Annotated in this window: 21 protein-coding genes and 1 pseudogene; 12 read left to right on the top strand and 10 right to left on the bottom strand. The window is 74.7% G+C overall.

The genetic code is table 11. The features are described 5' to 3' along the window. Window positions 1-140: 140 nt before the first annotated feature. Window positions 141-1976: a transketolase gene (locus tag SXIN_RS02985; protein ID WP_095756542.1), complete on the top strand. Its 1836-nt coding sequence runs from the start codon at window positions 141-143 to the stop codon at window positions 1974-1976. Window positions 1977-2052: 76 nt separating this feature from the next. Further along, window positions 2053-3201, top strand: coding sequence for an NAD-dependent epimerase/dehydratase family protein (locus SXIN_RS02980; protein WP_095756541.1), 1149 nt, complete (start codon window positions 2053-2055; stop codon window positions 3199-3201). Between the two features lie 48 nt (window positions 3202-3249). Here the strand turns inward: SXIN_RS02980 and SXIN_RS02975 are convergent, their stop codons facing one another. Next, the gene (locus SXIN_RS02975; RefSeq protein ID WP_019706309.1) at window positions 3250-3492 is read right to left on the bottom strand and encodes a DUF6480 family protein; all 243 of its coding nucleotides are present in this window, start codon (window positions 3490-3492) and stop codon (window positions 3250-3252) included. A 132-nt stretch (window positions 3493-3624) separates the two neighbouring features. On the opposite strand from SXIN_RS02975, the gene SXIN_RS02970 reads away from it, so the two are divergent. The 7 genes and pseudogenes from SXIN_RS02970 to SXIN_RS32670 all read left to right on the top strand — a co-directional run bounded on the left by SXIN_RS02970 (window position 3625) and on the right by SXIN_RS32670 (window position 9798). Continuing rightward, window positions 3625-4533, top strand: a complete 909-nt coding sequence (locus SXIN_RS02970; RefSeq protein ID WP_095756540.1) for a glycosyltransferase family 2 protein — start codon at window positions 3625-3627, stop codon at window positions 4531-4533. Window positions 4534-4763: 230 nt separating this feature from the next. Beyond that, window positions 4764-5654, top strand: a pseudogene (locus SXIN_RS02965) (glycosyltransferase family 2 protein); the annotation flags it as partial. Window positions 5655-5797: 143 nt separating this feature from the next. Beyond that, complete coding sequence (locus SXIN_RS02960; protein WP_039818556.1) at window positions 5798-6244, top strand: DUF2267 domain-containing protein; 447 nt, start codon at window positions 5798-5800, stop codon at window positions 6242-6244. A 60-nt stretch (window positions 6245-6304) separates the two neighbouring features. Next, window positions 6305-6670 (top strand): DUF6343 family protein, encoded by a 366-nt coding sequence (locus SXIN_RS02955; protein ID WP_095756539.1) that lies wholly within the window; start codon window positions 6305-6307, stop codon window positions 6668-6670. Window positions 6671-6809: 139 nt separating this feature from the next. Beyond that, entirely contained in the window at window positions 6810-8120 is a 1311-nt protein-coding gene (locus tag SXIN_RS02950) for an NAD(P)/FAD-dependent oxidoreductase (protein ID WP_019708002.1), read from the top strand. A gap of 94 nt (window positions 8121-8214) precedes the next feature. Further along, window positions 8215-8703 carry a GNAT family N-acetyltransferase gene (locus SXIN_RS02945; protein WP_238153654.1) on the top strand — a complete coding sequence of 163 codons (489 nt, stop codon included), beginning with the start codon at window positions 8215-8217 and terminating at the stop codon, window positions 8701-8703. 321 nt (window positions 8704-9024) lie between these two features. Then, window positions 9025-9798 (top strand): CAP domain-containing protein, encoded by a 774-nt coding sequence (locus tag SXIN_RS32670; RefSeq protein ID WP_019708004.1) that lies wholly within the window; start codon window positions 9025-9027, stop codon window positions 9796-9798. A 122-nt stretch (window positions 9799-9920) separates the two neighbouring features. Here the strand turns inward: SXIN_RS32670 and SXIN_RS02935 are convergent, their stop codons facing one another. After that, window positions 9921-11396 (bottom strand): sensor histidine kinase, encoded by a 1476-nt coding sequence (locus SXIN_RS02935; RefSeq protein WP_095756538.1) that lies wholly within the window; start codon window positions 11394-11396, stop codon window positions 9921-9923. After that, window positions 11393-12151, bottom strand: coding sequence for a response regulator transcription factor (locus SXIN_RS02930; protein WP_192883542.1), 759 nt, complete (start codon window positions 12149-12151; stop codon window positions 11393-11395). Before SXIN_RS02930 ends, SXIN_RS02935 begins: the two co-directional genes overlap by 4 nt. 36 nt (window positions 12152-12187) lie before the next feature. Between SXIN_RS02930 and SXIN_RS31865 the strand changes: the two genes are divergently transcribed. Further along, window positions 12188-12778 (top strand): hypothetical protein, encoded by a 591-nt coding sequence (locus SXIN_RS31865; protein ID WP_238153653.1) that lies wholly within the window; start codon window positions 12188-12190, stop codon window positions 12776-12778. A gap of 91 nt (window positions 12779-12869) precedes the next feature. Here the strand turns inward: SXIN_RS31865 and SXIN_RS02915 are convergent, their stop codons facing one another. Next, entirely contained in the window at window positions 12870-13319 is a 450-nt protein-coding gene (locus SXIN_RS02915; RefSeq protein ID WP_095756537.1) for a universal stress protein, read from the bottom strand. 357 nt (window positions 13320-13676) lie between these two features. On the opposite strand from SXIN_RS02915, the gene SXIN_RS02910 reads away from it, so the two are divergent. Further along, on the top strand, window positions 13677-14489 hold the full coding sequence (locus SXIN_RS02910; protein ID WP_019708007.1) for an SAM-dependent methyltransferase: 813 nt from the start codon (window positions 13677-13679) through the stop codon (window positions 14487-14489). Beyond that, on the top strand, window positions 14486-16663 hold the full coding sequence (locus tag SXIN_RS02905; protein ID WP_019708008.1) for a putative bifunctional diguanylate cyclase/phosphodiesterase: 2178 nt from the start codon (window positions 14486-14488) through the stop codon (window positions 16661-16663). The genes SXIN_RS02910 and SXIN_RS02905 overlap by 4 nt, the downstream gene beginning before the upstream one ends. A 133-nt stretch (window positions 16664-16796) precedes the next feature. Here the strand turns inward: SXIN_RS02905 and SXIN_RS02900 are convergent, their stop codons facing one another. The 6 genes from SXIN_RS02900 to SXIN_RS02875 all read right to left on the bottom strand — a co-directional run bounded on the left by SXIN_RS02900 (window position 16797) and on the right by SXIN_RS02875 (window position 21444). After that, window positions 16797-17054 (bottom strand): hypothetical protein, encoded by a 258-nt coding sequence (locus SXIN_RS02900; RefSeq protein WP_019708009.1) that lies wholly within the window; start codon window positions 17052-17054, stop codon window positions 16797-16799. A 239-nt stretch (window positions 17055-17293) separates the two neighbouring features. After that, window positions 17294-18220 (bottom strand): hypothetical protein, encoded by a 927-nt coding sequence (locus tag SXIN_RS02895; protein WP_019708010.1) that lies wholly within the window; start codon window positions 18218-18220, stop codon window positions 17294-17296. An 85-nt stretch (window positions 18221-18305) separates the two neighbouring features. Continuing rightward, window positions 18306-19331 carry a rod shape-determining protein gene (gene mreB, locus SXIN_RS02890; protein WP_019708011.1) on the bottom strand — a complete coding sequence of 342 codons (1026 nt, stop codon included), beginning with the start codon at window positions 19329-19331 and terminating at the stop codon, window positions 18306-18308. Between the two features lie 171 nt (window positions 19332-19502). Further along, a complete protein-coding gene (locus SXIN_RS02885) occupies window positions 19503-19718 on the bottom strand; it encodes a dodecin (RefSeq protein ID WP_019706615.1) in 216 nt (71 codons plus the stop codon). Window positions 19719-19835: 117 nt separating this feature from the next. Then, a complete protein-coding gene (locus tag SXIN_RS02880) occupies window positions 19836-20204 on the bottom strand; it encodes a DUF3140 domain-containing protein (RefSeq protein ID WP_019706616.1) in 369 nt (122 codons plus the stop codon). A gap of 217 nt (window positions 20205-20421) precedes the next feature. Continuing rightward, window positions 20422-21444 (bottom strand): ABC transporter substrate-binding protein, encoded by a 1023-nt coding sequence (locus SXIN_RS02875; protein ID WP_019708012.1) that lies wholly within the window; start codon window positions 21442-21444, stop codon window positions 20422-20424. Window positions 21445-21468 lie beyond the last annotated feature (24 nt).

The raw sequence follows: 21468 nt of genomic DNA, 5'->3' as shown, positions 1-21468 counted from the left end.
GCGGCTCCGCACGCCTGCCGTACGGCGTGAGGAATCCCGCCGTACGGCGGTGGATGCCGGGCCGGATGCGGGGTACCCAGCGTGGACGTCCCAACCCCATCCGCAACGTTCCCGACGGGGAACCCGACGAGGAAGGCGACATGGATCTCGACCACCTGCGCGAACTGGGGCAGCAACTGCGCGTCGACGCCGTGCGGGCCGCCGACGCCGCCGGCTCCGGCCACCCCACGTCCTCGATGTCCGCCGCCGACCTGATGGCCGTCCTGCTGGCCCGCCACCTGCACTACGACTTCGACCGGCCGGACCACCCCGGCAACGACCACCTGGTCTTCTCCAAGGGCCACGCCTCGCCGCTGCTCTACGCCCTGTTCAAGGCGGCCGGTGCCATCGGCGACGACGAACTCCTGACCTTCCGCCGGCACGGCAGCCGCCTGGAGGGCCACCCCACGCCCCGGCTGCCCTGGGTGGACGTGGCCACCGGCTCGCTGGGCCAGGGCCTGCCGGTCGGCGTCGGCCTGGCCCTCGCCGGCAAGCGCCTGGACCGGCTGCCGTACCGCACCTGGGTGCTGTGCGGGGACAGCGAACTGGCGGAGGGCTCGATGTGGGAGGCGTTCGAATACGCCGGCCACGAGGGCCTGGACAATCTGACCGCGATCGTCGACGTCAACCGGCTCGGCCAGCGCGGCCCCACCCGCCACGAATGGGACCTCGACGCCTACGCCCGGCGCATCCGGGCCTTCGGCTGGCACACCGTCGAGATCGACGGCCACGACCCCGCGGCCGTCGAGGCCGCCTACGCCGAGGCGAAGGCCACCCCGCACCGTCCCACCGCCGTCATCGCCCGGACCATCAAGGGGCAGGGCGTGGAGGCCGTGGAGGACCGCGAGGGCGCCCACGGCAAGCCGCTGCCGGACGCCGCCGAGGCCATCGCCGAACTGGGCGGGCCGCGCGCCCTGCGGGTCGACGTCCAGCCGCCCCCCGAGGTCCGCGAGCCGGAGCGCCCCCTCGCCGACCTGCGACTGCCGCGCTACGAGCCGGGCGAGGAGGTCGCCACCCGTGACGCCTACGGCCGCGCCCTGGCGGCGCTCGGCACGGCGCGCGGCGATGTCGTCGCCCTCGACGGCGAGGTCAGCGACTCCACCCGGGCCAAGTTCTTCGCCCAGGAGCACCCGGACCGGTTCATCGAGTGCTACATCGCCGAACAGCAGCTCGTCGCGGCGGCCGTCGGCGTCCAGGCCCGCGGCTGGGTCCCGTACGTCTCCACGTTCGGCGCCTTCCTCACCCGCGCCCACGACTTCCTGCGGATGGCCGCGGTCAGCGGCGCCGGGCTGCGCGTCGCCGGCTCGCACGCCGGGGTGGCCATCGGCCCGGACGGCCCCTCCCAGATGGCGCTGGAGGACCTCGCCATGCTCCGCGCGGTCCACGGCAGCACCGTCCTGTACCCCTGCGACCCGAACCAGACCGGCCGCCTGGTCTCCGCGATGTGCGACCGGCCCGGCATCAGCTATCTGCGCACGTCCCGCGACGCCTACCCGGGGCTCTACGGGCCCGAGGAGCCGTTCGCCATCGGCGGCAGCAAGGTGCTCCGCTCCTCCGGTGAGGACCGGGTGACCCTGGCCGCCGCCGGGGTCACCGTCCACGAGGCGCTGGCCGCCGCCGACCGGCTCGCCGAGGAGGGCATCGCCGCCCGCGTCATCGACCTCTACTCGGTGAAGCCCGTCGACGCCGAGACCCTGCACGAGGCCGCCCGCGACACCGGGCGGATCGTCACCGTCGAGGACCACCGGCCCGAGGGCGGGCTCGGCGACGCCGTGCTGGAGGCCTTCGCCGACGGCAGGCCCGTACCGCGGGTGGCCCGCCTCGCGGTCCGCACCATGCCCGACTCCGCCACCGCGGAGGAGCAGCTCGCCGCCGCCGGCATCGACCGGGAGGCGATCACCGCGGCCGCGCGGCGGCTGGTCGCCTCTCCCGGCTGACCCCGGGCCTCCCCGGCCCCCTTCCCTCTTCACTCCCTTCGCCCATTCGTTCTCGACCTGTTGAGGAGCAGCGCCGATGAGCAGCGTTCCGCACGGCGGCAGTGACGGCACCGGCACCACCGGCACCGGCGGGAAGGGGGGTGACGGGGCCGGTGGCGGCCTGCGGGTCGTGGTCGTCGGCGCCACCGGGAATGTGGGGACGAGCGTGGTGCGCGCCCTGAGCGAGGACCCGGCCGTCGGGTCCGTGCTCGGGCTCGCCCGGCGCCTGCCCGGCTGGTCACCGCCGCGCACCCGGTGGGCGGCGGTCGACGTCGGCGAGGACGCCGCCCTGGGCGACCTCACCCGGCACTTCCGGGGCGCCGACGCCGTCGTCCACCTCGCCTGGCTGTTCCAGCCGACGCACACCCCCGCGCTCACCTGGCGGACCAATGTCCTGGGCAGCCTCCGGGTATTCGAGGCGGCGGCCGCGGCGGGCGTCCCCGCCCTGGTGTACGCCTCGTCCGTGGGGGCCTACTCGGCCGGGCCCAAGGACCGCCCCGTCGACGAGAGCTGGCCCACGCACGGCTGGCCGGAGGCCGCCTACTGCCGCGAGAAGTCGTATATCGAACGGGCGCTCGACGTTCATGAGCGTGAGCACCCGCACATGCGGGTCGTCCGGATGCGGCCCGGCTTCCTCTTCAAGCCCGAGGCGGCCCCCCAGCAGCGCCGGCTCTTCGCCGGCCCCCTGCTCTCCCGGCGGATGGCCCGCCCCGACCTGCTGCCGGTCGTCCCCGACCTGCCCGGTCTCCGCTTCCAGGCCCTGCACACCGACGACGCGGCCGAGGCCTACCGCCTCGCCGTCACCTCACCGGCCGCGCACGGCGCGTACAACCTGGCCGCGGACCCGCCGGTCGACGCCCCGATGCTCGCGGAGCTCTTCGGCGCCCGCGTCGTACGGATGCCCGCCTGGCCCGTGCGGTCCGGCCTGGCCGCGGCCTGGCGGCTGCATCTCGTGCCCGCCTCCCCGCAGCTCTTCGACGCGGTCCTGCGGCTGCCGCTCATGGACACCCGGCGCGCCGTGGAGGAACTGGGCTGGCACCCCCGGTACACCGCCCGGGAGGCGCTCACGGCCTTCGTGGACGGGCTGCGGGAGGAGCGCGGCATGGACACGGCGCCGCTCGCGCCGAGCCTGCCCGGCGGCGGCCGGGCCGCCGAGGTGGCGACGGGCGTCGGCGAGCGGCCCTGACCCGCCGGGCGCGGGCCGGGCGGCGGGAGCCCTGTGCCTCCGCCCGGCTCACTCCCAGAGAGCCGCGGCGCGCACCACCATGAAGACCGCGAAGAGCAGCACGACCGCCCCGATGAGGATGATCGGGCCCTTGCCCCAGCCCTTCGACGGGTTGTGCGGCAGATCCGCCGGCCCGGTCTCGGAGAGGCCGCCCTCCACGGGCGGCGTCTCCCCGGGCGGCACACCGCCGCCGGGCTCCAGACCGGTGGTGTTCCGGGGGTCGGGGTCCTGGTTCCGCTTCCTGTGGTTCATGCGCACCGAGTGCGCAGGGATCGCCGTCTCACACCTGCCGGCCCGGTCCGGCCGCCCGCCGTGTCCGGTGACGGAACGGGGGTACGCGGGGAGGTGCCGGACGCGGCACCGACAGAAGGAAGGACAGCAGGGATGACGCAAGCCACCGCTGGAGACGGGGCCGAGGGCACCGCGGCCACCCCCGCGGTGGGGGTGGTGATCGCCACCCGCAACCGGGCCGACTCCCTCGCCGTGACCCTGCGGAACCTGCTCGACCTGCCGGAGCGCCCGGAGATCGTGGTCGTGGACAACGCCTCCACCGACCACACCCGGGCCATGGTCGCCGAGCGCTTCCCGGAGGTCCGGACGCTGCCGCTGGCGGTCAACCGCGGCGCCCTCGCCCGCAACGACGGGGTGCGCGCCCTGGACACCCCCTATGTGGCCTTCAGCGACGACGACTCCTGGTGGCACCCGGGCTCCCTGGCCCGCGCCGCCCGCATCCTGGACGCGCATCCCCGGCTGGGCCTGCTCGCCGCCGGCACCCTCGTCGGACCGGACGACGAACCCGACCCGCTCAACGACGTCCTGGCCGCCTCCCCGCTGGGCCGCGTCCACGACCTCCCCGGCCCGCAGGTGCTCGGCTACCTCGGCTGCGCCGCCGTCACCCGGCGGGAGGCCTACCTCGACGCCGGCGGTTACCACCCGGTGCTGTTCTTCGGCGGCGAGGAGACCCTGCTCGCCTACGACCTGGCGGCCCGCGGCTGGGGGGTGGCGTACTGCCCCGAGGTGGTGGCCCACCACCACCCGGCCGGCGGTCCGCGGGCCGGCCGCCGTGCCCGGGTGCTCCGCAACGAACTGCTGACCGCGTGGCTGCGCCGCCCGCTGCCGACGGCCCTGCGCCGCACGGCCCGGCTCGCCCTCGCGGCCCGCTCCGACATCTCCGCACGTGAGGCGCTGAGCGGCGCCCTCGCCCGGCTCCCCGCCTCCCTCCGGTTCCGTGATCCGCTGCCGCCGTACCTGGAGCGCGCCGTCCGGCGGCTGGAGGGGCAGCGAGCCTCGTGACCCGCGACCGTGACACCCCCGGCGCCCCGGACGCCCCGCGCCACGGCGGCCGGCCCGTGGTGTCCCCGGCGCCCCCGCACGGACCGGAAGGCCGGAGCGGCACCCGCCACGGCGCGGCAGGCGCGGGGACCGTCCCCGGCGCGCCGGGCCGAGACGCCCCGGGCCCCGAGGGCGGGACCCCGGGCACCGCGGGCCGTGCCCGGTCCGGCCACCGTCCCGGGCGCGGGGCCGACGGGCGCACCACCGTCGTCGTCATCACCCGCGACCGGCGGGACGAACTGCTGCACACCCTCGCCCGGCTGGCCGCGCTCCCCGAGGAGCCGCCGGTCATCGTCGTCGACAACGGCTCCACGGACGGCACCGCCGAGGCCGTCGCCCGGGAGCACCCCTGGGTGCGGCTGCTGCGCCCCCGGCGCAATCTGGGCGCGGTGGGCCGCAATCTGGCGGTGCGCGAGGTCGGCACCCCCTACGTGGCCTTCTGCGACGACGACTCCTGGTGGGCCCCCGGCTCGCTCGCCGCCTCGGCGGACCTCCTCGACGCCCACCCGGGGCTGGCCGGGGTCACCGCGCGGATCGTCGTCGAACCCGCCGGCACCGAGGACCCGATCGTCGCCGAGCTGCGCGACTCGCCCCTCGACGGACCGGACTGGCTGCCCGGGCCCGCCCTCGGCTCCTTCCTCGCCGCCGCCACCACCCTCCGCACCGACGCCTTCCGCGCGGCGGGCGGCTTCTCGCCCCGGCTGTGGCTCGGCGGCGAGGAGGAGCTGCTCGCCACCGACCTGGCCGCCCGCGGCTGGTGGCTCGTCTACGCCGGGCGGGCCACCGTCCACCACGCGCCGTCCACCGCGCGGGACGCGACCGGCCGCCGGGTGGACGGCCTCCGCAACACTCTCTGGTTCTCCTGGCTCCGGCGGCCCTGGCCGGCCGCGGCGCGCCGCACTCTCCGGCTGGCCCGCACCGTCCCCCGCGACCGGCCCTCGCTGCGCGCCTTCGGGCTGGCGCTCGCCGGGCTGCCGTGGGTCCTGCGCGAGCGGCGGACCGTACCGGAGGACGTGGAGAGCAGGCTGCGCCTGCTGGAGGAGGAGCAGCGCCGCTCCACGGCCCGCCGCTACGTGGGCTGAGTCCGGGCCCGGCCCGCCCGGTCCGGACCGGTTGCCCCGGACGGGTTACGGAAGGGCTCACGGCGGTCACCCGGACAGCAGTGAGCGGCTCCGGTCCGCGGAGCCGCGGAACCCTCAGGAATCGTCACAAGGCGGTGCTCACCATGCGCTACGAAGAACTCACCGGAAAGGTGCAGGCCAGTGCCCGGCTCCCGGACCGGCAGTCGGCCGAGCGGGCCCTCGGGGCCACCCTGGAAACGCTCGCCGAACGGGTGCCGGACGGGCTGGCCGACCACCTCGCGGCGCAGCTCCCGGAAGGGGCCGCGGAGGCCGTGCGGCGGATCACCGCCGCGCACGAGGCCGCGCCCCGGCAGCGGGAGTACAGCCGCGACCACGGCGAGCGCTTCGACATCACCTCGTTCGCGGGGCGGATCGCCTGGCGCAGCGGGCACTCCGAGGAGGAGGCGCTGCGGGAGGCGGCGGCCGTCCTGGAGGTGCTCGACGCGGCCGTCAGCCCGGAGCTGATGCACAAGCTCACGGCGGTCCTTCCGCGCGACATCGGCGAACTGCTGCCCGAGACGCGGGCCGGGGAGAGCGGCCCCGGGGGCTGAACCCCGCCCCGGCCGGACCCGCCGGCCCTCCCGGGCCGCCCAACAACGTACGGAGGAACCATGCCTCAGGAGGAACGCGGCCGCGGCCGCACCCGGCAGGGTCCGGAGGACGGGGGCCCGGTGCCCCGGTCCCGCTCCGGTGTCGTCGGCCGGCGCTGGGAGCGCACCGGCGACGAACCCGTCACGGCGCGCAGCGCGCTCGGCCTGCGGCTGCTGCTGGCCGCCGTCTACACCCCGCTCTTCCTCGCCGGCGCGATCCTGTTCTCCCTCTGGTCGGCCTCGGCCGGTGCCGACTCCGCGCCCAGCAGCGGGTCGCTGGCCCTGATCGCCGGCATCTGCGCCGTCCTCGCCGTCCTCGCGGCGCTCGACCTGCTGGTCGTGGTGCGCCGCCGGCGGCGCGAGCGGAACGGCCGGCACCGGGGCTGAGCCGACCGGCCCCCGCACCGCCGCGGGGCCCGGCTCCCCGCCGCGGCCGTGCGGGGATTCGCCCCGCCCGTCGGGGGAACCCGCAGGCAACAGACAGGACGAACCGTGACGCCGAGCAGGAAGCGAACTGGACGCCACCATGAGCCGACCGCGCATCGTCATCGTCGGAGCCGGCTTCGCCGGTTACCAGACCGCCCGTACGCTCAGCCGCCTCGCCAAGGGGGCGGCGGAGATCGTACTGGTCAACCCGCACGACTACTTCCTCTACGTACCGCTGCTCCCGGAAGTGGCGACCGGCATCCTCGAGCCGCGCCGGATCTCGGTGTCCATCCCCGGCACGCTGCCGGACGTACGGCTCATGCTCGGCGAGGCCGACCACATCGACCTGGACGGGCGCCGGGTCGGGCTGGTCGACCCGGAGGGCAACCGCCGCGAGATCGCGTACGACCGGCTCGTGCTCTCCGCGGGCAGCGTCAACAAGCTGCTGCCGATCCCGGGGGTCACCGAACACGCGCACGGCTTCCGCGGTATGCCCGAGGCGCTCTATCTGCGCGACCACATGACCCGCCAGATCGAACTGGCCGACGTCGCCGACGACCCCGCCGAACGGGACGCGCGCTGCACCTTCGTGGTGGTCGGCGCCGGCTACACCGGTACCGAGGTCGCCGCCCACGGCAAGCTGTTCACCGACGAACTCGCCCGGCACCAGCCCTCGCTGCGCGACCGCGAACCGCCCCGCTGGATGCTCCTGGACGTCGCCCCGCGGGTGCTGCCCGGGCTGCCCGGGCACATGGCGGACACGGCGGAGCGGGTGCTGACGCGGCGGGGGGTCGAGGTCGCCATGGGCGTCTCGGTCGCCGAGGCCACCAAGGAGGGCGTGCGCCTCACCGACGACCGCTTCGTCCCGACCCACTCGCTGGTCTGGTGCGTCGGCGTCCGGCCCGACCCGCTCGTCGGCGACCTCGGCCTGCCCACCGAGAAGGGGCGGCTCTGCGTCGACGAGTACCTGGGCGTCCCCGGCCACCCCGAGGTGTTCGCCTGCGGTGACGCCGCGGCCGTGCCCGACCTCACCCAGCCCGGCGAGATCACCCCGATGACCGCCCAGCACGCCTGGCGGCAGGGGAAGACCGCCGCGCAGAACATCGCGGCCTCCTACGGCAAGGGCGAACGCAGCCCGTACCGCCACCGCGACCTGGGTTTCGTGGTGGACCTGGGCGGCTTCCAGGCGGCGGCCAACCCGCTCCGGGTGCCGCTGTCCGGGCCCGTCGCCAAGGCCGTCACCCGTGGCTACCATCTGGCCGCGATGCCGGGCAACCGGGTCCGTACCGGCGCCGACTGGCTGCTGGACGCGGCTCTGTCGCGGCAGGCGGTGCAGATGGGTCTGGTCCGCTCCGACGCGGTGCCACTGGAGAACTCCTCGCCCGAACTGCCGGTACGGACCTACGCCTGACCGGGTCCGGCCCGGCGCCTCCGGCGCCCCGGGCGGCCGCCGCGCACGGAAACGCGGTCGCCGCCCGGGGCGCCGCCGCGTGATGATGGCGTCCATGCACATCAGAGAAGCCACCCCGGACGACTGGCCCGCCATCTGGCCGTTCCTGCGCGAGATCGTCGCCGCGGGGGAGACCTACACCTACCCCCGCGACCTCGACGAGGCGGCGGCCCGCGAGCTCTGGATGCTCCGGCCGCCGGGCCGCACCGTCGTCGCCGTGGACGAGGACGGCACCGTCCTCGGCACCGCCAAGACGAACCCCAACCACATGGGCGGCGCCTCGCACATCGCCGGTGCCAGCTTCATGGTCGACCCGGCGGCGGCCGGGCGGGGCGTGGGCCGCGCGCTCGGCGAACACGTGATCGCGTGGGCGCGCGCCGAGGGCTACCGGGCGATGCAGTTCAACGCCGTGGTGGAGAGCAACACCCGGGCCGTCGCGCTCTGGCGGTCCCTCGGTTTCGAGATCCTGGGCACCCTGCCCGAGGGCTTCCACCATCCCGTGAAGGGCTATGTGGGGCTGCACATCATGCACCGCCGCCTCTGACCGCGGAACGGGCCGGCCGGGACCCCGCTTTCCGGCGAACGGGCGTGCCCGGGCGCACAGTTCACCGTTCCGGGCGAGCACCGCCCCACCGGCGGTTCGTCACCCTCGGTAAGGGAACGGTTGTGCGGAGCACGGGTTCTCCAAGCGCTCCTTGAGCGTTTCCTTATGGGTACTTTAAGAATCGCTCCTCTGAGCGATTGCGCGCGGCCGGGGCCCTAGGGTCGGGAACGCGTCGGCGAGGTCACCGCCGGCGGTCCCGGTCCGTACGGCCCGCGCACGCGAGCGCGGGCCGTCCGGACATCAGGTCCGGAGGTTCCCCCCATGAGATCCCGCCACCGCAAGCGCCGTTCCGTACCGCTGCGCCACATCGCCCTGGCGACCGGCGCGCTCACGGTCATGGCGGGCGTCGGCGCGGGATTCGCCCTGGACGACGACGGCCCCGCGACCGCGGCCTCCGAACCCCGGTCCGCGGCCGGGAGCGGCGCCTCCCCGGCATCCCCCACAGCCGGGGAGACGACGCCGTCCCCCTCCCCGTCCGCCACCCGGCGCAGCCCGTCGCCGAAGGCGGAGAAGAGCAGGAGCACCGCCGCCCCGCGGCCGGACCGTACGACGGCGAAGGCGGACCGGCAGACCGCGCGGAAGAGCACCCCCACCCGGGCACCGGAGCCCGCGAAGACCGCCGAGCGGCCCGCCAAGGCCCCGGAGACGGCCGCGACCGGCGTCGCCGGAGAGGTCCTGAACCTGGTCAACAAAGCCCGCGCGGACGCCGGCTGCGGGCCGGTGAGCGCCGACGAACGGCTGGACAGCGCCGCCGAGAAGTACAGCAGCGCCATGGCGTCCAGCGGGAACTTCTCGCACACCGGCACCGACGGGTCGAGCGTCGCCCAGCGCGTCGAACGCGAGGGCTACACCTGGTCCGCCGTCGGCGAGAACATAGCGAAGGGCCAGCCGGACGCGGCCGCCGTCATGGACGGCTGGATGAACAGCGAAGGCCACCGGGCGAACATCCTCAACTGCGACTTCAAGGAAATGGGCCTCGGTCTCCACGAGAGCGGCGGCCCCTGGTGGACCCAGGTCTTCGCCACCGGCCGCTGACGGGCCCCCGCACGCCGGAGGCGGCGCCGCCCGGCCGGACGCCGTCCCGGCGGCCGCCTCCCCGCCCCCGTCCGCGCCGGCCGCGCCGCGTACGCCGCGCGGGGGGCCGTCCAGCCGCGGCCTCAGCCGGCCGGCCCGCCCCGGTCCGGGGTCGTCCGCTTCCCCCGCCGCGCCGCCGCGCGGACCGCCCGCGAGGCCCGGGACGGCGTGCCCGCCGGCGGCACGGCGGGCGCCAGACCGAGCTCGACCCGCACCCGGGCACCGCCCAGCGGGCCGCGGCCGATCGTGAGGTCACCGCGTGTCGTCCGCGCCGCCCGGAGCGCGATGTCCAGCCCCAGACCCGTCGAGCCGCCGACGCTCACCCCGCGCTCCAGGGCCAGATCCGGGTCCGCGATGCCGGGGCCCGCGTCGTCCACGCAGAGGACCACCGACCCCGCGGTCCGTTCCACCTCCACCGCGAACGCCGTCCCCTCCGGCGTGTGCTGGAAGACATTGCCGATCAGCGCGTCCACGACCGCCGCCAGGTCGTCGTACGGCAGCCGCACCGGAGTCGGCTCGTCGGTGACGTCCAGCCCGCAGGGCCGGCCCTGCTGGCCGGCGAGGACCGCCCAGAACTCCACCCGCCGCCGCACCACACCGGACACCTCGCAGCGGCTCCCGGCGGCCCCGTCCCCGCTTGCGGCCCCGTCCCCGTCCCCGTTCCCGTCCCCGTCCCCGTTCCCGTCTCCGGAACCGTCCGCCGTCCCGCCGCCCGGCGGGCCCACCGCCAGCGGGCTGCGCGCGGCGGAGATGATCGAGTCGATCTCGGTCTGCAGATGGGTGATCGCGGCCGTCAGCCGCTCCGACCCCGGAGCCGAGCCCATCCGCTCCGCCTCCAGCCGGAGCGCCGTCAGCGGGGTGCGGAGCCGGTGCGACAGATCCGCCACCAGCTCCCGCTCCGTCGCCAGTAGCCCGACCACCCGGTCCGCCATCGAGTTGAACGCCCGCCCCGCCTCCTTCAGCTCCGGCGGCCCGGCCGGCTCCACCCGGATGCCGAGGTCTCCCTCGCCGAGCGCGTTCGAGGCCCGGGACAGCTCCCGGGAGGACCGGACGACGCGGGCGCCCAGCCGGTCGGCGACCAGCACCGAACCGGCCACCAGCCCCACCGCCAGCAGCGACATCACCCCCCAGGACAGCACCACGCCGCGGGTGAGCGCCGAGCGCGGCACGAACGACTCCACGACCGCGACCCGGTCCCCGGCGAGGATCACCGGCTGCAGGTACACCCACCCGTCGTCGGTGTCCATGGCGAGCGTCTCCCGCTCCCGCTCGGCACGCGCCAGCGCGGACGCGGGCGCGTGCCGGTCCCCGATCACCTCGCCGTCCGGCAGATGGACCGCCAGCCGCCGCTCCGAGTCCAGGCCCGAGACGGCCTGCTGCACATCGCGGGAGCGGGTGGTCAGCGCCAGCACCGGGGCCAGGGCCGAGGCCCGCTGCTCCGCCTCCGTCGTGGAGCGGGCCCGCGCCTCGGACTGCACCAGCAGCGCCAGCGGGATCAGGAAGGAGAGCGCCACCATGGACGTCACCGCCAGCGCGACACCGGCCAGGGCCCGTCTCATCGCGGGGCCACCAGCTTGATCCCGATGCCGCGCACCGTGTGCAGATAGCGCGGCTGCGAGGCCCGCTCGCCCAGTTTGCGGCGGAGCGCGGAGAGATGGACGTCTATGGTCTGGTCCTCCACATACGGCTGCCGCCAGACGTCGGCGAGGATGCGGCGCCGGGAGACGACCTGGTCGGCGTGGGCCGCCAGATAGGCCAGCAGATCGAACTCGCGCCGGGTGAGCCGCAGCTCCCGCCCCGCCAGCCGGGCCGTACGGGCCGGCTGGTCGACCACCAGGTCACCCACGCGTACCGTGCGCGCGGCGGCCCCGCCGGCGGCCGGGCCGCCGGGAAGCCCGCCCGGGAGCCCGCCGGCCGCGTCGGAGCCGGGGGAGGGGAGCGCGGCGGCCGGGGGAGCGGTACGGCGCAGCACCGCGCCGATCCGGGCGGCGAGCTGCTCGCCCGAGAAGGGCTTGACCAGATAGTCGTCGGCTCCCGCGTTGAGCAGCTTGACGACCTCGGCGTCGTCGTCCCGGGCCGTGGCGACGACCACCGGCACCCGGGAGATCCCGCGCATCATCCGCAGCACGTCGGTGCCGTCCAGGTCCGGCAGCCCGAGGTCGAGCACGACGACGTCCGGCGGCCGGGCGGTGATCTCCCGCAGTGCCTCGAAGCCCGCGGCGGCGCTGTGCACCACATGGCCGTGCGCGGAGAGCACCTCGATGAGCGCGGTGCGTATGACGGGGTCGTCCTCGACGACCAGGACGGAAGCCATGGCTCTGCACGTTATCCCGTACGTCACCATGGTGTCGTGCCCCGCTACCTCCGCTATCTCCTCCTGTGGCTCTCCTGCACCGCCGTCAGCGTGACGGCGGTGCTGCTGACCGTGCACTTCGTGGTGGGGTCGACCCGGCCCAAGCCGCTGGTGGCGCGGTCGGCGCCGACGGTCTTCACCTCCTCGACGAGCCGCCCCCCGAGCCCGAGCGCCGAGCCCGTCCCGTCCCGCGGCGAGCGCACCACCACTCCCACGCCCACGGCCTCCCCGTCCCGTGCCGCGACCACCCGGAAGCCGTCCCCGCCGGCCACCCCCCGGCCGAGCCGGAGTACCGCACCGCCGCCGGCGACCTCCGCGCCGCCGAGTGGTCCCGGCGCCTTCACGGACTGCGAGGGCGGGGCGGGCGTGCACACCATCGAGTCGGCCGGGGGGCAGGCGACGGTCCGCTTCGGCGACCGCGGGGTGTGCCTGGTCTCGGCCGTTCCGGTCCGGGGCTTCACCGTCCGGACCGAGCAGCGCGAGCGGACGACGCTGACCGTGACGTTCTCCGGCCAGCGGAGGGAGTCGGAGATCACCGCCACCACCACCCCCCAGAACAAGGCGACGATCAAGGAGACCTCCTGGTGACCCGGTGACCCCCGGGGGGCGGGACCGGGACCGGGTGACCGCCGTGGCGGGGCCCGGTGCCGGGGGCCCCGGCGGGCGCGCCGGACCGGCCCTACGGCACCACGGTGACCGGCCAGTGGCCCGCCTTGACCAGCCGCACCGCGACCGAGCCGGCCAGTCGGTGCCCGGCACGCTCGGAGGCGCCGACGACCACGGCGTCGGCCTTCAGCCCGTCCGCCGCCTCGGCCAGCACGGTGTACGGGTCGCCGTGGAAGGTGTGGAACTCCCAGCGCAGACTGCCGGCTTCCGGCATCCGGCCGATCGCCGAGCGGGCCTCCCGCTCCAGCTCCTCGGCGGCGTCGGCGGTGATCGCCGCCGTGGGGGCGCCCAGCGCGGCCCCGGCCACCAGCAGCGGCTGGACGTGGACGACCGCGAGCAGGGCGTTCTGCCGCCGGGCCAGCCCCGCGGCATAGGCGGTGGCACGCCAGGAGGAGTCGGAACCGTCCAGCCCGGCGACGATCACCTTGGGGCCGTCCGTTCCGCGCTCGAAGGGCGCGGGCACCGTTCCTCCTTCTCCTCCATGCGGCTGAGGCCATGGACGCCAGCAGCCTACCGCGCCCCCGGCCCGGCGGACCGGCGCGCACCGGACAGGCGGGGGGAGGGGTGCATGGCGTGAATCCGATGCCCGATCCGGCCTGATGTGCCCTCAGTTGCGTTGCCCTTCAGCCGTATTGAATGAACGGGCGGGACAGGTGGGGCTCAACTCCCGGATCACGGCGCACATGCCCATGGTTTGTGACCGATACGGATCGCAGATTTCCGTTTGAGGTTCCCCTGGTGAGGAGCGATCAGTAGCCTCAGGCGCATACACCGGCATAAAAATGGCCGGACCCTCCTGGCCGACAGTTGGAGACCACCGATGGAGCGACCCTCCTGGGCCCCCCAGGGCATCGACCTTTCCGTGCCGAGCGTGTCCCGGATCTACGACTTCTACCTGGGTGGCTCGCACAACTTCGAGGCCGACCGGGAGGCGGCGCGCAGGGCGATGGAGATCATGCCGGGCCTGCCGAAGATCATGCAGGCGAATCGTGCCTTCATGCGGCGCGTCGTACGGTACGCCGTGGGACAGGGCATCACCCAGTTCCTCGACATAGGCTCCGGCATACCGACCTTCGGCAACGTCCACGAGGTCGCCCAGGCGGCGGCCCCGGAGGCGAAGGTCGTCTACGTCGACAACGACCCGGTGGCCGTGGCGCACAGCCGGGCGGTGCTGGAGGGCAGCGAGTCCGCGGTCATCACCGCGGCCGACCTGCGCGAGCCGTCGGCCATCCTGTCCAGTCCCGAGGCCCGGAGCATGTTCGACTTCGGGAAACCGGTGGCGCTGCTCCTCGTCGCCGTCCTGCACTTCCTGACCGACGACGACGAACCGCGGCGCGTCGTCGCGGAGTTGCGCGACGCGCTGCCGCCGGGCAGCCTGATGGCGCTCACCCACGCGTCGACGGAGGGCGGGCCACTGACGTCCCGTCAGGGTGTCGGGGTGGAAGGGGTCTACCGGCAGGCGACCTCCCCGCTGGTCATGCGGTCGCGCCAGGAGGTCGCCCCGTTCTTCGACGGCTTCGAGATGGTCGAGCCGGGCCTCGTGTCGATGCCCGACTGGCGGCCCGACACCCCCGGCGAGCAGGAGGACCCCGTGGTCTACACCGGGTTCGCCGGCGTGGGGCGCAAGGCGTGACGGCCCGGCCGCCCGGGCCCGGGGCTCCCGGCCCAGACGGTTCCGAGGACGGGCCCGACGACAGACTGAGACGGTTCGCCGCGATCTGGAGCCGGGCCATCTACCCGGCCACGGCCACGTCCATGACCCGCGCCGAGTTCGAACAGCATCTGATCCCGCAGGCCCGCCGGCTGGCCGCCGCCCTGCGGACCCGGCCGTTCGACCCGAGCGCGGGGCTGGAGGTCGGGGCCGCGCTCGTCGCGGCGCACTGCACCGACCCCGGGAGCCTGCCGCACACGCTGGGCGTGATCGACTCCTATCTGACGCTCTACTGCCCGCCCGAGGAACCGCAGCCGGTGGAGCAGCTCCGGGCCCGCTGCACCCGGCTCCAGCACGCCGTCGCCGCCGGATTCGCCGAGGCCCTGCGGGAACGGACCCGCTCCGAGCAGGAGGCCATGTCCCGCGCCGCGCTGCGTGCGCAGGCCGACGCCGAACAGGCCCTGCACCGCAGCGAGGCGAGGTTCCGGGCGGTCTTCGAGGGCGCCGCCATCGGCATCGGCATCGCCGACATGGACGGCCGGGTCGTCGACATCAACGAGAGCCTGACCCGGATGTTCGGCGGTCTGGAGCACCATGTGCGCAGCCGCCGGGTGACCGACTGGACCCACCCCGAGGACAGCCCGGGCGTCTGGCGGATGCTGGCCGAACTCATGCGCGGGGAGCGCGACCACTTCCGCGTCGACAAGCCGTACTACCGCAACGACGGCACCGTCCTGTGGACCAACCTCACGGTCTCCCTCCTCCGCGACCGGGACGGCACCCCCCGCTACATGCTCGCGCTGATGGAGGACATCACCGAGCGCAGGCTGCTCAACCTCCGCCTCCGCTACGAGGCGACGCACGACGCCCTCACCGGACTCCCCAACCGGACCTTCTTCTTCGAGCGGCTGGAATCCGCGGTCGCCGCACGCGGCGGCACCGCCCGCTTCGGCCTCTGCTACCTGGACCTGGACGGCTTCAAGGCGGTCAACGACCACCTCGGCCACGCCGTCGGCGACCAGTTGCTGGTCGCCGTCGCCGACCGGCTGCAATCGTGCGTGACCGCCCCCAGCCAGCTCGTGGCGCGGATCGGCGGCGACGAGTTCGTGGCCCTGATCACCGACCCGCCCGAGCAGAAGGACGTCACCGACTTCGCCGAGCGCATCCTCGACGCCCTGTCCACCCCGGTGTCCATCGCCGGCAAGGAACTGACCGTACGGGGCAGCATCGGCATCGTGGACGGCCCGGCGGGCAAGCTCGGCGCCGCCGAGGTGCTGCGCAGCGCGGACATCACCATGTACCGGGCCAAGGCCGCGGGCGGCAACCGCTACGAGCACGCCGACCCGGAGGCCGACACCCGGGTCATCACCCGTCACGGCCTGACGAACAGCCTGCCGATGGCGCTCCAGCGCGGCGAGTTCTTCATCGAGTACCAGCCGCTGGTCCGGCTCAGCGACGGCCAGGTGCACGGCGCGGAGGCCCTCGTCCGCTGGTCCCACCCGCTGCGCGGGGTGCTGGGACCGGACCAGTTCATCCCCCTCGCGGAGAACACCGGCCTGATCGTGCCGCTCGGCCGCTGGGTGCTGGAGGAGGCCGTACGGCAGGCCCGCGACTGGCAGTTCCAGCACATCGACGGAAAGGCGCTGCGGGTCAACGTCAACCTGTCGCCCTGCCAGCTCCACCACCCGCATCTCGTCCGGGACACGGTGGAGGTGCTCAAGGAGGCCGGCCTGGAGCCGTCCTCGCTCTGCCTGGAGGTGACCGAGAGCGCGCTGATCGGCGCCGACGAGACCCTGCTGAAGCCGCTGCGCGAACTGGCCGACCTCGGCGTCGACATCGCCCTCGACGACTTCGGCACGGGCTACTCCAACCTCTCCAACCTCCGCCGGATGCCGCTCAGCACCCTCAAACTCGACCGCTCCTTCACCCGGGGCATGCAGCGGGAGCCGGCCGACCCCATCGACATCAAGATCGTGGAGGGCATCGTCTCCCTCGCGCACACCCTTGACCTCGCGGTCACCGTGGAGGGCGTGGAGACCGGCGTCCAGGCCGAACACCTGCGCGTCCTCGGCTGCGACACGGCCCAGGGCTGGTACTACGCGCGGCCCGGCCCGCCCGAGCGGCTCCACACCCTCTCGCTGGCCGACGCGACCTGAGGCACGGCGGGCTCTCCGGGGGCGTGAACCGGCCATCCTCCGGGGGCTCGCCGGACCGCGCCCGGGGAGCCGGCCGGCGGGTCAGTGCGCGGCTTCCCCGGGGCCGTCCCCGGAGCCGGCCCGAGGGCTCTCCTCAGTCCTGTTCGGGGTCCTGTTCGAAGGTGAAGTAGACGCTCAGTACGTGGGGCTCGTCCTCGTCGTACAGGAAGTCCCATGACACGTCCACCAGACGGACGTTGTGCTCCCGCACCCATTCCTGGGCCTTGCCGAAGGCTCCCGCAGCGGTCGTGGCGGGGAACAGCTTCCGGGCCATCGGATGGACCTGGCTCTCGGCGTCCGAGTCGTCGAAACCCTCCGGAACGTCCAGGCAGAGACCGGGATCGAACTCCACGGGCGATGCTCCTTCCCACCGGTTCACCGGTACGAGCGGCCGGGATCTCTTCCCCCGGCGGTGCCCGGTAGGACCGCCGCAGACCCCGGACGGGTTGCCTCGGGCGGCGATCCCGGCGAGGCACCCGGCGGCCGGACGGGCACAACAATCATATAACAAGCCCTAGGCCCCATCATCCCACCGCCGACAGCGGGAAACCCCGCAGCCGCGGGACGGCGGTGACCGGTTGAAGGACGCGGCTACGCGGGACGTGCCCCGCGCTGCTGTTCGGCGGCGCGGCGCAGTTGCTCCAGCTTGTCCGGCAACAGGTGCTGCAGCCCGTAGCGGGCGCGGCCGCGCCGGTAGGAGGTGATGAGCCCGTTCTCCTCGAGCGGCATTCCGGCCGGACGCCCCACGGCGCTGCCGTTCTCGTCGGGGAGGCCGGCGTGGTTCGGGCGCAGGGACACCCACAGCCGGGAGGTGCCGTGGGCGAACGCGACCAGTTCCCCCCGGACCGCCAGCCAGCGGTCCAGAGCCGCGCGGGCGAGCGGTGACAGCGGCAGCCACTCACCCGTGACCGGCGCGGCGGTGCCGTGCTGCGGGCGCCGCTCCACGTATACCGAGCCGCGGTCGCCGGTCAGGTGGGTGGTGCGCAGACCGGTCAGTTCTCCGGAGCGCGCGGCGGTGTCCAGCACCAGGGCGAGCACGGCGGTCAGCCGGGTCCGCCCCGGGGACAGCGGGCCGGCGAGGTCCTGGTCGAGCTGCCGGCGCAGCGCGGAGAGCTGGGCGTGTCCGGGGACGGGCCGCAGCGCCGGGGTCCCGGTGGCCGCCAGGTGCAGGGGAGGGAGGCCGGCCGCTTCCCGCAGCAGGTCGAGGCAGACCAGCCGGGTCTGGTTGGTGTGCCGGGAGGTCGGGGGGCGGCGTCCGGCGACCAGGCGGTGCCGCAGCGCGCCCGACTCCGCCCGGCGCAGATACGGGGCGAGGGCCTGTTCGTCCAGGAGATGCCGCAGGCTGCCGCGGGCCGGCGCGGGCAGTGCGTCCTGCCGGAGAGCGGACTCCAGCTCCCTTCGCACCATGCTGAACTGGCGTCGGCGTGCTTCCCCGGTGCCGGGCATCGTGCCGAGGAGCGCGTCGAGCGCGGCGAGGGAAGGATACGGAGGGGGCGGCACCCGGTGATTGTCACTCACCCGGGCCGTTCCCCGCACGGACCGTCCGCTTCACCGCCCGCGTCACCGCCCGCGCCGGCGTGTGTGCCCGGCCGGAGCGGGCCGGTCAGCCGGCGAGTGGGTCCAGGCGCATCGACTCGACCTTGCCCTCGATCATGGCGCCCAGCCCGCGTACGGCGCAGGTGTCCGGGGCCTCGGCGGTGTGCACGGGGATGCCGGTCGCGCGGCTCAGCATCGAGTCGAGTCCCGGCAGGAGGGCGCCGCCGCCGGCGAGGACGAGGCCGCGTTCGGAGAGGTCCGCGACGAGGTCGGGCGGGCAGCGCCGGAGCACGGTGCGGATCGCGTCGAGCACGGCGGTGAGCGGTCCGCCGACGGCCTGCCGGACGCTTTCGGTGTCCACGGTCACGGTCCGCGCCAGCCCCGTCGTCACGTCGCGGCCGTGCACCTCGGCCACGGCGGGGCCCGGGTCCGAGTGGAGCATCATCCGCAGCGGGCGCACCGCCGGGTGGGGGAGGAGCAGTTCGTGGCGGCTGCGCAGGTGTTCGATGACGGCGTAGTCGATGGCGTCGCCGCCGACCGGTACGGTCTCCGCGGCGACGATCGAGCCGAGGGACAGGACCGCCACCTGCGTGGTGCCCGCGCCGCAGACCACGACCATCGCCGCCTCCGGGTGCTCCACCGGAAGCCCGGAGCCGATGGCGGCGCAAACGATGGTGTCGGCCAGTTCCACCCGGCGGGCGCCGACCGCGGTGAGCGTCTCGTGCAGCGCGCGCTGGGCGAGGGGTTCGCTGTCGTGCGGCACACAGGCGGCGAACCGCATGCCGGGACGGCGGATCCAGGTGCGGCGGAGTTTGCTCCCGATGAGGTGGCGCAGCATGCGGCGGGCGAGGTCGACGTTGACGACCGTGCCGCCCTGTACGGGGCGGACCACCCGGATGTGGTCGGGGGTGCGCCCGGTCATGCGTTCGGCGAGTTCGCCGACGGCGAGGAGCGCGCCGGTGCGGACGTTGACGGCGGCGACGCTCGGCTCGTCGACGATGATGCCGGTGTCCTTGACGTACACCCGGGTCCTCGACGCGCCGAGGTCCACGGCGACCGAGCAGCGGCGCATCTCTTCCATGTTCACGGGCACGTCGGGTCCTCCCCTGCGGGACGGTTCGGAGGGCGGGCGCGGGCCCGCTTCCGTACAGCCTCCGTCAGGCGCGGGGGGTGTGCCCGCCGGGGAGGTCCGGCCGGGGGACCCCGGCGGTCCGTTCGGGGGACGGGCGCGAGGGCGCCGCCGGGGGGCGGACCCCGGGGCCGGTCAGCCCGCCTCCTCCAGCCGGAAGCCGACCTTCAGGCCGACCTGGTAGTGCTCGACCTGTCCGTCCTTGATCTGTCCGCGCATCTCGGTCACCTCGAACCAGTCCAGGTGCCGCAGGGTCTCGGAGGCGCGGCGGATGCCGTTGCGGATCGCGTCGTCCAGTCCCTCGTGCGACGAGCCGACGATCTCGGTCACCCGGTAGACGTGGTTGGTCATGGGGGGTCTCCCTGGCTGTGTGAAGGGCGGGGGCGGGGCGGGGACGGGGTGGTCACGACCCACCGTGCCCCGGCGGCGGCGTCCGCGCGAGGCGGGAGGGCCGAGCGGTGGAGGGGGCTACCGCCCAGTGTCGCGCGGGGGCTTCAGCGGGTCGTGGCCCATGTTCATGAGCCGGTGCCGCCAGGAGCTCTGCCCGGCGACCGGTTCCATGTCCTCGCGGCGCTGGTCCGTCACCCGGTCGACAATCTTGTGCATCACCCGGATGTCGTCGTCGGTGAGGTCGGTGCGGCGCTTCTGCAGGATATGCAGGACGTGCCTGCCCAGCTCGGTGCCGGAGTGGTCCGGTTCGGTCTCGCTGACCTCGCCGGCGGATTCCGTCCGCAGCCATGCGGCGAGTTCCTCGGAGTTCATGTTCACCACGCGGTGGAACTCGTCCCAGAGCGCGTCCAGCTCGATGGTGGAGATGTGAGCCGATGTGTCAGCCACGGTGTGCCTCCCGGGCCCGGTTTCCGTCGGGTCGTCCCGGCGCCGGTGACGCCGGGTGCTTACGACACCCACGGGTGCCCGGCCCGGGCGCGGGGAAACGGGGCCGGGCCGGCGGAGTCCGGGCGGGGCGGCCGCGCGGCCCGGCTCTCCGCCGCCGCGCCGGGACCCGTACCCGGAGGCGGATGGGTACGGGTCCCGGCGCGCCGGGGGCGGGGGCTTACCGGAACGCCTCCGGGACGAGCTCGCCGTAGGAGGGGGCGCTCTTGACGAGACCGCTGTCGACGTGGAAGTCGCGGGCGATGCCGTAGCTCTTCCCGGCGACCGCGGCGGACGCGGGGGACTCCTTCCGCAGGATGGGGACCAGGGCGTCGAGCGCGGGGCCGGGTGCGCTGCTGAGGTACTCGCCGAGCAGGTCCCTGACCTCGGAGGCGTCACCGGCGATGAACTTCAGGGACCGGCCGATCGCGCTCTGGAAGGAGGCGATCTCCGCGGACTTCTCCGTGAGGACGCCGCTCAGCGTGAAGGCGACCCCGTGCAGGGCGCCGGTCAGGGAAGGCACGTCGCCGGCGGCGGGCGAGATGTAGATGTCGCCGATCCCGGCGGCCTCGGCCTGCTGGCCGATGGGCTGGAAGAAGGCGAGGGCGTCGACGCGTCCCGCCTTCAGGGCGCCCAGGGCCGCGCTGCTCACCGCGCCGAGGTTGACGAGGGTGGCGTCCGTCCTGGGGTTGAGCCCCGCGAGCCCGAAGAGGTAGTTGACCAGGGCCTCGGTGCCGCTGCCGGGGCCGGTGATGCCGATCTTCTTCCCGGCCAGGGCGCGGGTCTTCTCCTTGAGGGAGGAACCCGGGCTGCTGAAACCTTTCTTCACGACGATGTCGACGTAGTACTCGGTGACCAGGGACGTCGTGAGCCGGGCCTGGGCGTCGTTCTCGGCGAGGTTGAGCACATCGGTCATGACCCCGGCGCCGATGTCGATGCTGCCGGACTTCAGCGCGGCGGCGACCTTGGCACCGGTGCCGAGCCGGGGGCGGTCGCCGAGCGAGAGGCCCTCGTCCTTGAAGAAGCCGCGCTTCTCGGCGATGAACAGCGGGAAGAAGGCGACGGAGTCGCTGATCTGGCCGACGTTGAGGGCGCCGCCCCTGCCGGCCGAGCCACCGTTCGAGCAGGCCGTGAGCAGGGTCGGTGACAGCAGGGCGGAGGAGGCGGCGAACGCCTTGAGCAGGGTGCGGCGCGATGGGGACACGGGGTTCTCCGGTTCGTGAGGGAC

This window comes from Streptomyces xinghaiensis S187, from assembly GCF_000220705.2.
GTDB classification, from domain to species: domain Bacteria; phylum Actinomycetota; class Actinomycetes; order Streptomycetales; family Streptomycetaceae; genus Streptomyces; species Streptomyces xinghaiensis.
This window is presented reverse-complemented; position numbering and strand designations above follow the sequence as displayed.